Annotated in this window: 15 protein-coding genes; 6 read left to right on the forward strand and 9 right to left on the reverse strand. The window is 62.0% G+C overall.

Annotated elements, in window-relative coordinates; genetic code table 11:
• Positions 1 to 74: 74 nt before the first annotated feature.
• The 9 genes from FN060_RS15965 to FN060_RS16005 form a co-directional block, all read right to left on the reverse strand.
• Positions 75 to 1,055, reverse strand: a complete 981-nt coding sequence (locus FN060_RS15965; protein WP_142588967.1) for a type II secretion system F family protein — start codon at positions 1,053 to 1,055, stop codon at positions 75 to 77.
• A gap of 9 nt (positions 1,056 to 1,064) precedes the next feature.
• Positions 1,065 to 2,078 (reverse strand): type II secretion system F family protein, encoded by a 1,014-nt coding sequence (locus FN060_RS15970; protein ID WP_142588968.1) that lies wholly within the window; start codon positions 2,076 to 2,078, stop codon positions 1,065 to 1,067.
• Positions 2,079 to 2,084: 6 nt separating this feature from the next.
• Positions 2,085 to 3,578, reverse strand: a complete 1,494-nt coding sequence (locus tag FN060_RS15975; protein ID WP_142588969.1) for a TadA family conjugal transfer-associated ATPase — start codon at positions 3,576 to 3,578, stop codon at positions 2,085 to 2,087.
• A gap of 29 nt (positions 3,579 to 3,607) precedes the next feature.
• Positions 3,608 to 4,900, reverse strand: coding sequence for a CpaE/TadZ family protein (locus FN060_RS15980; protein ID WP_142588970.1), 1,293 nt, complete (start codon positions 4,898 to 4,900; stop codon positions 3,608 to 3,610).
• Between the two features lie 31 nt (positions 4,901 to 4,931).
• Positions 4,932 to 5,624, reverse strand: a complete 693-nt coding sequence (locus FN060_RS15985; RefSeq protein WP_183949749.1) for a CpaD family pilus assembly protein — start codon at positions 5,622 to 5,624, stop codon at positions 4,932 to 4,934.
• Positions 5,625 to 5,680: 56 nt separating this feature from the next.
• The gene (locus FN060_RS15990) at positions 5,681 to 7,156 is read right to left on the reverse strand and encodes a type II and III secretion system protein family protein (RefSeq protein WP_142589552.1); all 1,476 of its coding nucleotides are present in this window, start codon (positions 7,154 to 7,156) and stop codon (positions 5,681 to 5,683) included.
• 31 nt (positions 7,157 to 7,187) lie between these two features.
• The gene (cpaB, locus tag FN060_RS15995; RefSeq protein WP_142588972.1) at positions 7,188 to 7,997 is read right to left on the reverse strand and encodes a Flp pilus assembly protein CpaB; all 810 of its coding nucleotides are present in this window, start codon (positions 7,995 to 7,997) and stop codon (positions 7,188 to 7,190) included.
• A gap of 109 nt (positions 7,998 to 8,106) precedes the next feature.
• A complete protein-coding gene (locus FN060_RS16000) occupies positions 8,107 to 8,622 on the reverse strand; it encodes an A24 family peptidase (RefSeq protein WP_142588973.1) in 516 nt (171 codons plus the stop codon).
• A gap of 110 nt (positions 8,623 to 8,732) precedes the next feature.
• The gene (locus FN060_RS16005; protein WP_077548566.1) at positions 8,733 to 8,918 is read right to left on the reverse strand and encodes a Flp family type IVb pilin; all 186 of its coding nucleotides are present in this window, start codon (positions 8,916 to 8,918) and stop codon (positions 8,733 to 8,735) included.
• Positions 8,919 to 9,247: 329 nt separating this feature from the next.
• Here FN060_RS16005 and FN060_RS16010 point away from each other — a divergent pair, with 329 nt between their 5' ends.
• From FN060_RS16010 to upp, 6 genes are all read left to right on the forward strand, one after another.
• A complete protein-coding gene (locus FN060_RS16010) occupies positions 9,248 to 9,649 on the forward strand; it encodes a pilus assembly protein N-terminal domain-containing protein (protein WP_077548565.1) in 402 nt (133 codons plus the stop codon).
• A 101-nt stretch (positions 9,650 to 9,750) separates the two neighbouring features.
• A complete protein-coding gene (locus tag FN060_RS16015) occupies positions 9,751 to 10,344 on the forward strand; it encodes a TadE/TadG family type IV pilus assembly protein (RefSeq protein WP_142588974.1) in 594 nt (197 codons plus the stop codon).
• 26 nt (positions 10,345 to 10,370) lie between these two features.
• Positions 10,371 to 10,928 (forward strand): TadE/TadG family type IV pilus assembly protein, encoded by a 558-nt coding sequence (locus tag FN060_RS16020; protein WP_244665832.1) that lies wholly within the window; start codon positions 10,371 to 10,373, stop codon positions 10,926 to 10,928.
• 95 nt (positions 10,929 to 11,023) lie between these two features.
• Entirely contained in the window at positions 11,024 to 12,244 is a 1,221-nt protein-coding gene (locus tag FN060_RS16025) for a phosphopentomutase (protein ID WP_142588975.1), read from the forward strand.
• Entirely contained in the window at positions 12,241 to 13,317 is a 1,077-nt protein-coding gene (locus FN060_RS16030; RefSeq protein ID WP_077548561.1) for an adenosine deaminase, read from the forward strand. Before FN060_RS16025 ends, FN060_RS16030 begins: the two co-directional genes overlap by 4 nt.
• Positions 13,317 to 13,946: a uracil phosphoribosyltransferase gene (gene upp / locus FN060_RS16035; RefSeq protein WP_052641355.1), complete on the forward strand. Its 630-nt coding sequence runs from the start codon at positions 13,317 to 13,319 to the stop codon at positions 13,944 to 13,946. Before FN060_RS16030 ends, upp begins: the two co-directional genes overlap by 1 nt.
• Positions 13,947 to 13,970 lie beyond the last annotated feature (24 nt).

Raw genomic sequence — 13,970 nt, forward strand, 5'->3', positions numbered from 1 at the left:
TTTCCAATACATAGCTGGACATGGATCTCGCGGGACCGATGGCTCCTGCGGCGCCGTATTCATGCGCTCTCGGGTCAGAAGCGGTCGGCAACTTGTATGCCGGCCGGGCCGAGGATCACGGCAACCAGCACCGGCAGGAAGAACAGGATCATGGGGACCGTCAGCTTGGGCGGCAGGGCAGCCGCCTTCTTTTCGGCCTCGTTCATCCGCTCGTCACGCCCCTCCTGGGCAAGAACCCGCAATGCCTGGGCGATGGGGGTTCCGTAGCGCTCGGCCTGGATGAGCGCCTGGGTCACATTCTTCACCGTATCGAGCTGCGTCCGCAGACCGAGGTTCTCGAGAGCAACCCGGCGATCCTGAAGGAAGGAGAGTTCGGCGGTCGTCAACACCATTTCCTCGGCCAGCGGCGGCGACTGGTTGCCCATTTCCTCCGCCACCCTTCGCATGGCGGCCTCGATCGAGATCCCCGCTTCGACACAGATCAGCATAAGGTCGAGCGCATCGGGCCAGGCCCGTTTGATGGATTGCTGGCGCTTGGTTACCCGGTTGCTGACGTAGATGTTCGGCAAGTAAAAGCCGACATAGGCGCAGACGATCGCCACCAGCATCCGGATCGCGATCGGCCGGTCGGCCAGATTGCCGAGCACGAAGATCCAGACGATGGCGAGGAGCAGAAAGACGAAGGGCAGCAGGAAGCGTGCCGCAAGGAAGATGTTCAGGGCGTTCTGTGACCGCAGACCGGCGGCGCGCAGGCGGTTCACGGTATTGTCGTCGACCAGCGCCTTGCGCAGGTTGAAACGCTCGACGAGCTGAAGGGCGGACTGGTTGTTCTGGGTTCGCAGTGACGCCTTCGACGCCTCGGCATTCATCCGCGCTCTTTCCCTCGCGCGCATCTGCTCGCGCTCGGTGGACACTGCCTTCATGCGCTTGTTCAGGTCGCCCCTTTCCAGAAACGGGCTCGCGAGCGAGTAGAAGGTGGCAAAGACTGCAATGGCGACCAAGAGGGCAAGGAGCAGAACCGGATCGGTCAGCGTCGCGGCTATATCCCGTGTCATGGCTGCCCCCTAGATGTCGAAGTTGATCATGTTGCGCATGACCAGAATGCCGATCGACATCCAGATCCCCGAGAACAGCATGATGATGTGGCCGCGCGGATCCGTGAACAGGACGGTCATGTAGTCCGGCGACGTCAGGTAGACGAGCGTTGCGACGATGAACGGCAAGGCGCCGATGATGGCTGCCGACGCCTTCGCCTCCATCGACAGGGCCTGCACCTTGGCCTTCATCTTCTTGCGCTCGCGAAGAACGCGCGAGAGGTTGCCGAGCGCTTCCGACAGATTTCCGCCTGCCTGGCTCTGGATGGTGATGACGATGGAGAAGAAATTCACCTCCGGCAGCGGCATGGTCTGCATCATCCGCACGCAGGCCTCAGGAATGCTGAGACCGACCTGCTGGGATTCGATCACCCGGCGAAACTCGGTCTTCACCGGCTCCTGGCCGTCCGCCGCAATGAGCCGCAGCGCGTCGTTCAGTGGCAGGCCAGACTTGATGGAGCGCACCATGACGTCCAGTGCATTCGGGAATTCGACAAGAAAGCTCTTCTGCCGCCGCTTGACGAGAAAACTCAGAATCCAGCGTGGCGTGCCTATGGCCGCCGCGAAACCGGCGCCGATGGCGAGCAGTGGCGGCGCTCCCGCCAGAACGGTCACGAGCAGGACGACGATCCCGAGGACGGCGCTCATGATGTAGAACTGCGACATCCGCAGGGGCAGGCCCGTCTGGACAAGGCGAGACTTGATACTCGAATTGCCGATCTTGCGGGACTTCTCCTCCTGCTTCTTCTCAAGCTCCTTGAGGCTGTCCTGGACCGACTTGCGGCGCTTCGACATCTCCTGGACGCGATCGCGCGCCGCCTTGACCTTGCCCATGTCAGTCTCCGCCGACTTGACGCGGCTGAGGCGGGCGTCCGTCTTCTTCTCGGTCTCGATACGGGAGAAGAGCAGTGCGTAGCAGAGGGCGCCGGCAGCGATGGCGGCGAGGGTGATGACCAGCAGGACATTGGGGTCGAAACCGAACATCAAGCCCTACCCCGCGACCTGTTCCATCGCGTCCAACGCGGCCGCCAGCCGCCGCTCTTCATTGAAGTAGCGGGCGCGATCCCAGAAATGCGGCTTGGCGATGCCAGTCGAAACGTGCCGGCCGATCAGCCTGCCATTGGCATCCTCGCCCTCGATCTCGTAACGCATGAGATCTTGGGTAACGATCACGTCGCCTTCCATCCCGATGACTTCCGTCACATGGGTGATGCGGCGCGAGCCATCGCGCAGTCGGGCGGCCTGAACGATGACATCCACCGAGCCGGCGATGATCTCGCGGACGGTTTTGGCCGGCAGCCCGAAACCGCCCATGGCGATCATCGATTCCATTCGGCTCAGGCATTCGCGCGGCGAGTTGGCGTGGATGGTTCCCATCGAGCCGTCGTGCCCGGTGTTCATCGCCTGGAGCAGGTCGAACACCTCCGGGCCGCGGACTTCGCCGACGATGATGCGTTCAGGGCGCATGCGAAGGCAGTTCTTGACGAGATCGCGCATGGTGATCTCGCCCTCGCCCTCGATGTTCGGGGGGCGGGTTTCGAGACGCACCACATGCGGCTGCTGGAGCTGCAGTTCGGCGGTATCCTCGCAGGTGATCACCCGCTCGTCCGCATCGATGTAGCGGGTGAGGCAGTTAAGCAGCGTCGTCTTACCCGAGCCGGTACCGCCGGAAATGACGACATTGCAGCGGACGCGGCCGACGATCTGGAGGAGCACCGCTCCTTCCTGTGTAACCGAGCCGTATTTGACCAGTTGCTCGAGGGTGAGCTTGTCCTTCTTGAACTTTCGGATCGTGAGCGCGGGACCATCGATGGCAAGCGGCGGAGCGATCACGTTGACGCGGGAGCCGTCTGGCAGGCGGGCGTCGCAGATCGGCGAGGATTCGTCGACCCGGCGACCGACCTGGCTGACGATGCGCTGGCAGATCGACAGGAGCTGGGCGTTGTCGCGGAAGCGGATGTCCGACTCGATGGTCTTTCCGCTCACTTCAATGAAGGTCTGGCCAGAACCATTGACCATGATGTCGGCTATATCGTCACGTGCAAGAAGCGGTTCGAGCGGACCGTAACCGAGCACGTCGTTGCAGATGTCCTCGAGCAGTTCCTCCTGCTCGGAAATCGACATCGCGAAGTTCTTGATGGTGATGATATCGTTGACGATATCGCGGATTTCCTCGCGTGCACTTTCGCCGTCGAGCTTGGCGAGCTGCGAGAGGTCGATCGTGTCGATGAGCGCCGAGAAGACCTGGCTCTTCGTGTCGTAGTAGAGTTCGGTCCGGGGAGTCTTCTTGCGGCCGCTCGTCGGAGCAAGCGGCGGCGGCGCGACCTGCTGGCGGGCCGCCTGGGAATCCCTCTGAGGTTCGGCGAAGACTTCCGGACCGGTCGCCTGGCTTGCCGCGGGTGCGGGGGCCACAGGTGCCGGCGCTGCCGGCGCAACCACGCCGGAAGCCTTCCCAAAGCCGTCTTGTCCACGTTTTCCGAACATCAGTGCAACCTGTCCCTCGATAGGGTCTTCTACTTGCGGCGGAGCATTCCAAGCACCTTGGAAAGCCCGCCCTTCCTGATCTTCCTCATCTCGGTGCGGCCGGTGACGATGTGGCAGATCTGCGAGAAGGTCTCGGCCGCCGCCGACTTCGCATCTACTTCCGTGATCATCCTGCCGCTGTTTGCGGCGTTGCCGAACAGCTGCACGTCGAACGGCAAGATCGCGGCCGGCTCGATTTCAAGCGCCTCCATGAAGTCGGAAGGCGCGATCTCCGGGCGCTTGGGCATTCCCACCTGGTTCAAAACGAGATGGGGCAGATGATCGTTCGGCCTGAGCTTGCGAAGCGCGTCGAGCATGTTCTTCGCGTTGCGCAGGTTGGCGAGATCCGGAACAGCCGTGATGACCACTTCATCGGCCTCCGCCAGCAACGATCGGGTCCATTCCGACCACGTGTGCGGGAGGTCGAGAACTGCCACCGGGGCGCTCCGCTGCAGTATTTCCACCACCGGCTGGAAGGCGGTGCCGCCGTAGTCATAGGTGCGGTCAAGAATGGACGGAGCCGCCAGAAGGGAGAGGTGCTCGGAGCACTTCGTCAGCAGGCGATCCAGGAATACCTCGTCGAGGCGCTCAGGAGCGAAGACGGCTTCGGCAATACCCTGCGCCGGATCCTGGTCGAAGTCGATATTGGCGGTGCCGAAGGGCAGGTCGAGATCGGCCAGGATCGTCTCGGTGGAGAAAAGGTTGGAAATGCCGAAAGCGCAATTGTGAGCAATGGTGGATGATCCGACGCCGCCCTTGGCGCCGATGAAGGCGATCGACCTGCCGAGCGGCTCCGCCTCGGGATCCACGAAGATCGCCGCCACCGAGGCCAGGAGATCGGCCATCTGGACCGGGCCGACGAGATATTCGGAAATGCCGCTCCGGATCAGGTCGCGGTAGAGCGCGATGTCGTTGTACTGGCCGACGAGGATCACGCGGGTGGACGGATCGCAGACTTCGGCAAGCGGTGCGAGTTCGCCAAGGAGGTGGCCCGGGTCGGTATCCGTCTCGATGATGATCAGGTTCGGGGTTGGCGAAGACGCGAACATGTTGGCAGCGGCCTCGATGCTGCCATTGGTGATCCGCATGTTGACCTTCGTCATCCGCCGGTCACGCGCCATGCGCTCGACAGTCCTCTGCAGGGCATCGCTTTCGCAGAAGGCGTGAATGGAGATGCGCGGCAGGGGCCGAAGAGAGGCGAGATCAGCCTGGGACTCGACCTCGCGCCCGGCTCCGTGATGTTCATCCGGCGCTGCCGGGATGCTGTAGTCTATCTGGTTCATGAGCCGACCTGCCGTGCCGGGAAAAGGAGGTTCATCGCATGTCCCTCAGTTCGGTATAGGCTCCCCGATAGCGCTCAATTGCGCGGCCGCGTTGTTCGGCATCGGCCGGTGTCGAGCGACGGGGGCCGAGGAGATCGTTGGGGTTGGCGATCTGTGCCGCCAGGTTGCGCTGGCTGGCGCAGCCAAAGTTGTAGTAGTTGCGGTTTTCGATGGTGTTGAGCGTGATGTCCTCGGGCCATTCACCACATGGAGTGGTCTGGGCAGTGATCGCGACATAGGTGAGCCTGATCGGGGCCGAGGCGCCATAATCATGGGCCGCGAAGCCTGTCTGCAAGATGCGGTTCTTCGGCACGCCCATTCGCACCAGCAGTCGGCGGATATCCCCCGCTGCATAGGCCGCGGCACCGGAATTCAGAGCTCCCTGTGGCGTCATGATCTGGATGATGCCCTTCGACGACCGCTGGTATTCCTGCGCGAATCCGGCAATCACCTCGCGCTGGCCGACGGTCAGGCCGTGGTCTCCCGCGGCGATCGGTATGTCTCTGACCTTCTCGGCCTCGCCCACAGTAATTGGATGACGGGTCCGGTAATCGTCCGGGAGTGATCCGGTCGTGACACCGTCCGGATTGGCGCAGCCGGACATCAATACGGCGATGCCGAGCAGGACCGTCGCAACGGTCCGTCTTCCGGGACCGGCTACTCCAGTTGCGACAGGATTGCTCATTGTCCGGCGCCTTTCGTGCTGCCTCTGGCTGGTCAGGGGATCTGGGTGCAGGCTCGTCATTTGTAGATGAACCCGACATTGCCTTCATACGGAAGGGCAGGTGGTGGAGCATCCTTTCGGCCGTAAATGCGGTTCACATGGCCGAGGAAGACACTGGCGACATCACTGGCCGGATTGAAGTTGTCGTCAGGACGGGACAGCTCGTTGCGCGGAACCGGACGGACGAGGTAGGGCGTCGCGATGATGACTAGTTCCGTCTCGGTGCGCTCCAGGGTCTTTTGCCTGAACAGCGCACCGAACAGCGGCAGCTTCGACGCCCCCGGCGTCCCCGTCATGTCCTGTTGCACGTCATCGCGGATGAGGCCGGCCAGAGCAATGGAGCCGCCAGACGGCAGTTCCAACACCGTCTCGGCGTCGCGCTTGCGGAACTCGATGCCGCCAACACCCGTTATGACAGGCTCGGAGACGCGCGTCTGGATCCGCAGGCTGATGCGCCCCGAGGACAGCACCGTCGGCGTGAAGCCGAGCGAAATCCCGTATTCGTAGGGTGTGATGACGGTTTCGCCATCGGAGTTGGTGGTGGTGTAGAGACGCTCGCCGCCGGAGTTGAAGGTCGCGGACTGACCCGAGATCGCGGTGAGTGTCGGCTCTGCGAGGGTGCGGATCGCCTTTGCCTGCTCCAATGCGCTCAACGCGGTCTGTATCCCGAGGCGACCAATGTTGCCGGCGATCGTGCCCGACAAGCCTGCACTGCCCGCCCCGATGGTCAGCACGTCAAGACCCGAGGAGGTGCCGGCTGGCTGGCGCGTGAAACTGTTGTCGAAGCCAAGTTGCTTGAGGACTTCGCGACGGATCTCGGCGACGGTTACCTTGAGCGTGACCTGGTCCTCGCCCTCGATAGTCAGCAGGTTCACCACCTGAGACTGCTGGCGTCCCTCCGCATAGATGGCGACGGCGCCATCGCCACTGCTTTCGCTGGTTGCCACCGTGTTGCGGGTCGTCGCCTCGCCGCCCTTGAGGAAGATGGAAGCGAGCTTCGTCGCCTGCGTTGCATCCTGCGGCGTGCGAACCGTCCCGCTCAACACGATATTGTCGGAGATGATCTCCACCTTGATGTTGGAATCCGGCAGGAAGCGACGAAGATTGGCCTCGAGCCCCGAGATATCGCGTTCGATCTCAAGGTCGATTGCGACAATCTCCTCCCCGTTTCGGCCGAAGATGAAGATATTCGTCTGGCCGACCGTCTTGCCGAAGAGATAGATGCGCCGCGAGGTGCGGGTGACCGCGTCGGCCATGGAAGGATCGGCAACCAGGATGTCGTGGGCATCGGCGGGCAGATCCACGACGATCGCCTTGTTGAGGCCTATCTTGAGGCGCTTGCGCGCACCCATGCCGATCTCGCTGATACGGACGATGCTGCTTTCCTGAGCCATGGCTCGCGATACGGAGAGTGCCCCCGATTCCGGCACTCCGGGAATGCCTGAAACCGCCATGGCAAATGCCAGACCAAACGCGGCCGTTGTCCGCCCCATGCGTCCCAAGATTGTCAACGTCGGCACTCCGTTACTGTGCATCTGCCCCTGCCGCCTTCTGGTTGCCGACGATGGCACCCGACTTGATGACCTGGATCTCTGCCCGCCCGCCGCCGCTCAGCAGATAGTCAGCCGCTATGGTATCGGGCTCCTGCGCATCGGCGACCGAGCGAAGCGCAAGCGTCAGGCGGTCCGCCATCTGCTGGGCCACGGTGATGACCTTCGCCTGGTCCGGGGTGAGCTCGAGGGTGGCCGTTGTGCCGATGACGGTTTTCTGGCCGTCCTGGCTTTCCTGAATCTGCTGGTCGACCGCCAATACACGGATGTTCGTCAGCACTTCCTCTGTCAGGAAACGCCCTTCCTCGCTGCGGCGAACCATGATTACGTCGACGCGATCGTTCGGCAGAACAAAACCGCCTGCGCCCGTCGCTACCGAAATCTCCGTGGCGACGGCCCGCTTGCCGGCAGGCAGGAGCGACGACATGATCCGGTTCGAAGAGTCCGCTATCTTTTCGGCCCGGACCGGCTCGCCTTCGAAAAGCGGCAGGCGGACGACCATGCCGCTCAGCTCGGTGATGGCCTCGGGCCGCGCCGACTGCGTGATCACTCCTTCGACGACACCATCCTCGGGCCAGGGCAGCCAGCGCAGGTTTTCCTCGCTCAGGCGACTTCCGACCGGCAGGTTCGCTGACGACACAAGGACATTGATGCTCGGCTGTTTCTCAATGATCGTCTCGGCGATCTGCGGCGCGCTCGTCCCGGACAGCCGCATGGCCAGCACGCCAGCCAGGCCTGCTGCAACGACGGCAACCGTCAAAATCAGGATACGAGCGGGTTTCATCACCATTCCTCGCGGGACTCAATCTGCCCGCAGAATGGCTGCCAATGGTGTAAGTAAGGTTAATGATCTCGTTACGCGCTTGGTTAACGAAACCTTGTAACCCCAGCCTTCACTTCTGGAGGAGGGTCAGCGCGCTCACCGCAATCGGCGAGCTCCAGAATGTCAGCATGCCAGCGATGCCGATCGCGACCCCATAGGGCACCTTCTTGGATACAAGGACGGGGGCCGGGAGAATGTGGCCGATCATTGCGAAGCGATCCGCCTGCGAGCGAAGCAACATCACGAGCAATGTAATGAGACCACCCCAGAGGGCGGTCTGAACGATGAAGGCGCCGAGCGCGGCGCTGAAACCGAACCAGACGGCCGACGCGGCCAGGAGCTTCACATCCCCGCCACCCATGATGTTCAGGTAGAAGAACCCGAAGCAGACGGCGAGTACGACCGCGCCTGCTGCAATGCTCATGCTGATCTCTGCCCAAGGAAGGCCGGAGACCGGCGCCAGGACGGCAAAGGATGCGAGGAGGAAGATCGATATCCTGTTCGGTATCGTCATGGTGAAGAGGTCGCTGACAGCCGCGATGAGCAGGCACATGGGCAGAACCAACAAGACTGCTGCAGAGCTCATGCGTCCTCTCCCGGCGGCGTGGTTGCCGCACCCTTTCCTCTAGCCAAGAGGTTCAGACCGCTCCGTTCGGAGCGGTTCTGTAAAATTTGTCCGGCAGAATTGCTGCTGGATTAGTAGGTCTTGGCGTTAGCGTTCTGCATCTTGCCGGAAAGCGACGTGAACGTATCGTTCAGCGTGTTGCCGAGCGTGGTTGCGCCGGCGATCAGGGCAACGGAAATAAGGGCTGCGATCAGACCATATTCGATGGCGGTCGCACCGGATTCATCTTTCTTGAAGCGAGCGAAAAACTTCGACATTGGAACTCTCCTACGACACGTTGGTGAATCAGCAAATCCCGACAACTGTTTCCGTTGTTCGGATGCAGGCACCGTAGCGAGAGACGATTTCGATCCACTTAAAGAAGATCGTTAATGGTGTGATAATACCGCAGCGCTCTTCCCTTCTCAAAGACACCCGGGGATTCCGATAGAAAACAAGAGGATCGGCACCGCAAACGGGCGGCACACCGGGAAATGCGGGTGATGGACATGGCGCTGCGGCCTCCCGCTCCCGTTTTGATCCTTAAGGCTTCATTCACCACTATCCCGCATTGTCGCCGAGGCACCATCCATCCAAAGGCCAGGAAATGTACTGCACGCTCGCCCTCCGTCTCGGCCTCGCCCTGCTCGCGCTCGCGGGCGGCGCATGGCCAGCATCGGCCCAGGAGGAGGACATTCTTCGCGTCTTCATGAACCATGCCCGGGTCCTGCGGCTCGACCGACCGGTCAGCAAGGTCATCGTCGGCAATGCCAAGGTCGCCGACGCCACCGTGGCCGACCCGACGACCATCGTTGTCACGGGCCGCAGCTTCGGCACCACCAACCTCGTCCTGCTGGACAGCGACGGCAATGCCATCGCGGACGAGCGTGTGCTCGTGTCGATCGATGAGGGGAACACCGTCCGCGTATTCCGCCCGTCCGACCGCAAGATCCTCTCCTGCACGCCAACGTGTGAGGAGCATGCGGAATTCCCGCAGGGCACGCCGTAGCCATTCCGTGTTGCCGTTTGACTGCAAATGCAGCGGCGTCCGAAACGCTTTGTCAATAATCGACCCCTAACATCACCTGCGTGACAGCGGGTCGATCAATCATGTGCCGGAACAAACACAATGCCCCGGATGACGTATCCTGCGCCCGTAGCCAGCGCTTGAGCGCGCGCTTCGTCCGCTCGCGCGACGGCGCTGCCGCGATCGAATTCGCCATGCTCGCAATCCCCTATTTCCTGATCGTCTTTGCCATCATCGAGACCTTTGTCGCGTTCACCGGTGAGCAACTGGTTTCCAACGCGGTCGATACGCTCTCCCGCCAGATACGGACGGGTCAGATTACGGCCGCGAATACCACCAAGGCCGATTTTCGCGGCAAGTTCTGCGACGAGGTATCCATCCTCATCACATGCAGCGGAGAGGACAGCAGCAAGCTGATCCTCGACATGCGCAGCTTCTCCAAGTTCGCCGAGATTCCCGACGATATTCCGCGCAAGAACGGCGATCTGGATGCCACAGACACGTTCGCCCCCGGCGGCCCGGCCAGCATCAACATGCTGCGCGCCTATTACCGGTGGAGTGTCGTTACCGATCTCGTGCGTCCCTATATTTCCGGCCTGAGACCGGCTGACGGATCGCTTCCCAAGGAATTCCTGATCGTTGCCACTGCCTCCTTCCAGAACGAGGACTACGAGTGATGGGATGGGCAGGGCCGAGCGGCATCGTGAGGAAGGCCAGAAAGGCCATTTCATGTTTCTGGCGTGATCGCCGAGGCGTGGGCGCCGTCGAGTTCGCGCTGATCGCGCCGCTGCTCCTGATGATCTACATCACCGTCTTCGAACTGACGATCGGCCTGAGCGTCTCGAAGAGGGTTGCCCGTGCCTCCGGAGCGATCGCCGATCTCGTGACCCAGCAGCCGAGCGTTTCCAAGAGCTCGCTCGCAGAGATGATGAATGTCGCCCAGAGTATTTTCGTGCCATACGGGGCATCGGACATCTCCCTCGATATCACCGGGATCAAGGTTGGCTCTTCCAGTTCGACGGTCGCCTGGTCGTGGAATGAAGCGGGGGGCAAGCCTTACGGCACGGGAAGCGTCATCAACATTCCTGCCCAGATGAAGGTGCCAGACTCCTTCATCGTCCATGCGGAACTGTCGATTCCTCACCGGCTGCTGATGTTCATGCCGGGGCTGTTGCCGAGCGAAGTACGCGACATTACCATCCGGCGCGACTACTACTTCCGCTCTCGGAGCGGCAAGGAGATCACTTGCGCCGACTGTTGATGCTCCATCACGCCCTTTGCCAAAGCAGGCGCTAAACTATATGTAACCCGATGCGCGACTGACTTCGGCAGCGCGATCCTTTTCCCGGGTGACTGATGGCGCGTGCCTTTCTCTTCGTTCTGGATTCCTTCGGCGTCGGTGGCGCTCACGATGCCGCAGCCTATGGTGATTTGGGCTCCAACACACTCGGCCACATCGCGGAATTCTGTGCCGCCGGCGCCGCCGACCGTGCAGGCTTGCGGAAGGGGCCGCTGAAGCTGCCTAACATGTCCTCACTCGGCCTCCTGGAGATAGGGAGGCTGGCGAGCGGCGACTATCCGGCAGGCATGCCGCTTCCCGAACGGATCTTCGGCCTGCATGGTGCCGCGGATGAAGTTTCGCGGGGCAAGGATACGCCATCGGGCCATTGGGAGATTTCCGGCACGCCTGTGATGTTCGACTGGGGCTATTTCCCTTCCGAGGGGGAGGCCTTCCCGCCGGAACTGGTGGAGGCGATCTGCAGCGAGGGGGGCGTGCCCGGTATCCTCGGCAACTGCCATGCGTCCGGGACCGAGATCATCGCGCGCCTCGGCGAGGAGCATATCCGTTCCGGCAAACCCATCTGCTACACGTCCAGCGATTCCGTGCTGCAGATCGCCGCCCATGAGACCCATTTCGGTCTGGAGCGGCTGCTCGATCTCTGCAAGACGGTGCGCCGTCTCGTGGATCCGCTCAATATCGGCAGGGTGATCGCCCGTCCCTTCATCGGGGAGAGGCCGGCAGACTTCGAAAGGACAGGGAACCGGCGCGACTTTTCAGTCCCGCCACCCGAGCCGACCCTGCTGGAACGTCTTACCGAAGCGGGGCGCAAGGTCCATGCGATCGGCAAGATCGGCGATATCTTCGCCCACCAGGGCGTATCCCGCGTCGTGAAGGCCAACGGCAATGCCGCTTTGATGGCCGCCACCCTTGAGGCCATGGAGGTCGCCGAGAGCGGAGACCTGGTCTTCACCAACTTCGTCGACTTCGACCAGTTGTATGGTCACCGGCGCGATGTGGCTGGCTATGCAGCCGCGCTCGAGAGCTTCGACCGCGCCCTGCCGGAAATTCATAGACGGCTCAAGGCGGGGGATCTGGTGATCCTCACCGCTGACCACGGCTGCGATCCCACATGGCGTGGCACCGACCATACGCGTGAGCGGGTGCCCGTCATGGCCTTCGGTCCCGGAATCCGCTCTCGCGACATCGGTATCCGGCCGACCTATGCGGATATTGGCGAGTCGGTGGCGGCGCACCTCGGCATCCCCGCCGGCTCGCATGGATGGAGTTTCCTTTGACCCGACATCTCCTGAAGGCCGAGATCCACTGCCATATCGAAGGGGCAGCACCGCCGGTTCTTGCCGCGAAGCAGGCGGATAAATACGGCGTCGACACAACCGGCTTCCTCCGCGATGGCGCCTATGTCTGGAACGACTTCTCGGAGTTTCTCGTCTGCTATGACCGCGTCGCTGCTCTGTTCCGCACGGATGCGGATTATGCGCTGCTGACGGAGAGTTATCTCACGGAACTGGCCGGGGCGAACACGATCTACAGCGAGATCATCGTTTCTCCCGATCATGGTGACCGGATCGGACTTGGCGCCGACGCCTATCTCTCCGGCATCTGCGAAGGTATACGCCGGGCGGGTGAGAAGACGGGTATCGAGGCCCGCATCATCGTGACCGGCGAGCGTCACTTTGGTCCGGACAGCGTCATCGCCGCAGCCGAATACGCCGCGCGCAGCCAAAACCCGCTGGTGACCGGTTTCAACATGGCAGGCGAGGAGCGCATGGGCCGCGTCGCCGACTATGCCCGTGCCTTCGACATCGCCCGGGACGCAGGTCTTGGATTGACGATCCATGCAGGCGAGGTCTGTGGCCCGTTCAGCGTCATCGATGCACTCGACCTCGTGCGCCCCTCGCGTCTTGGCCACGGGGTGCGCGCCGTGGAGGATCCGGAACTCGTTGCGCGTCTCCGCGATCTCGGCACGGTTCTGGAGGTCTGCCCCGGCTCAAACGTTGCCCTCAACGTCTACCCTGACTTCCACCACCACCCGCTACGCCGGCTCCACAAGGAGGGGGTCCGGGTGTGTCTCAACTCGGACGATCCGCCCTTCTTCCACACGTCGCTTGAGCGGGAATATGAGATCGCTTCCAGCGTAATGGGTTTTTCGGATGCCGAGATCAATGCCATGACCCGCACTGCGATCGAGGCGGCCTTCGTCGACGAGGCAACACGCCAGCGGCTGCTTGAGCGGTTGCCTGACGACACTTTGGCGGCTCAACCACGGGCAAACCAGGCCCAGGGACTTGCGGTTTTCCGCCAACCAATAAAGAAGAGAAACATCAACAACAGGGGAAGGCAGTTCTGATGGACGGCGTCACGGTCATCGATCATCCGCTGGTGCAGCACAAGCTGACGATCATGCGCAAGAAGGAGACATCGACGGCGGGATTCCGGCGTCTGCTGCGCGAAATCTCCACCTTGCTCTGCTACGAGGTCACCCGCGATCTCGAACTGACGATGGAAACCATCGAGACGCCACTTCAGGAGATGCAATCGCCGGTCCTCGAAGGCAAGAAACTCGTCTTCGCATCGATCCTGCGCGCCGGAAACGGTCTTCTCGAGGGCATGCTGGAACTGGTTCCCTCCGCCCGCGTCTCACACATCGGGGTCTACCGCGACCACGAGACGCTGCAGGCGGTGGAGTACTTCTTCAAGGCGCCCGATGACATCGCGGAACGGCTGATCATCGTGGTCGATCCGATGCTGGCGACCGGCAATTCGGCGATCGCTGCGATCGACAAGCTGAAGGAGCGCGGGGCGCACAACATCCGCTTCCTCTGCCTGCTGGCAGCACCGGAAGGCATCGAGAGCTTCCGAAAGCATCACCCGGACGTGCCTGTCTATACGGCATCCATCGACAGCCACCTCAACGAGAACGGCTACATCGTCCCCGGTCTCGGCGACGCCGGGGATCGGATGTATGGAACGAAATAGCGGCACCTTAACCGGCTCTTTACG

Origin of the sequence: Pseudorhizobium halotolerans, from assembly GCF_902153235.2 — a bacterium.
Lineage (GTDB): Bacteria > Pseudomonadota > Alphaproteobacteria > Rhizobiales > Rhizobiaceae > Neorhizobium > Neorhizobium flavum.